Source organism: Streptomyces albidochromogenes (assembly GCF_005981925.1).
In the GTDB taxonomy this organism is placed as follows: domain Bacteria; phylum Actinomycetota; class Actinomycetes; order Streptomycetales; family Streptomycetaceae; genus Streptomyces; species Streptomyces albidochromogenes.
Map to the genome: position 1 here is coordinate 1 of NZ_VBVX01000723.1, position 615 is coordinate 615.

General features: G+C 71.5%; 1 protein-coding gene. It reads left to right on the top strand.

Annotated elements, in window-relative coordinates; translation table 11 throughout:
* Positions 1 to 168: 168 nt before the first annotated feature.
* The coding region (locus E2E34_RS34935) for a copper homeostasis protein CutC (RefSeq protein ID WP_244316414.1) at positions 169 to 615 on the top strand (447 nt) is incomplete at its 3' end.

Sequence of the window (615 nt, forward strand, 5' to 3'; positions counted from 1 at the left end):
CCCCCTAGGGGTATCTGTCGGTCCTATGTATACCTCCGGCGCCGGGTCGGCGCAAGGCGTCCAGTGGGGTGGTTGCCGCGCCGTGTTGCTGCGTCGGCGTGGTGGGGGCTCTAGGGTGGGAGATTGGACTAGACCTGTAGTCGCCGTCGTCTTGAGGAATGGGGTCCTATGAACAACCGTGCGGTCCTGGAGGTGATCGCCCTCGACGCGCAGGACGCGATCGCGGCCCGGTCGGGAGGGGCGGACCGGCTGGAGCTGGTCACCGACATCGCCGCGGACGGCCTGACCCCGTCCCGCGAGACCTTCGGGCGGGTCCGCGCGGCGGTGGACATCCCGCTGCGGGTGATGCTGAGGCTGGCGGACGGGTTCCTCGCCGGGGACGTCGAGGAGCTGGTGCTGGCGGCCCAGGGGATGCGGGCGGAGGGGGCCGACGAGTTCGTGCTCGGGTTCCTCGACGCGGAGGGGAACCCCGACCTCGTCACGGTCGAGCGGCTGGTGGCCGAGATCGAGGGATGCCGGTGGACGTTCCACCGGGCGATCGACCGGGCTGCGGACCGCGACGCGCTCCGCAAGCGGCTCGCGGAGCTGCCGGGGCTGCACACGTACCTGACGCTG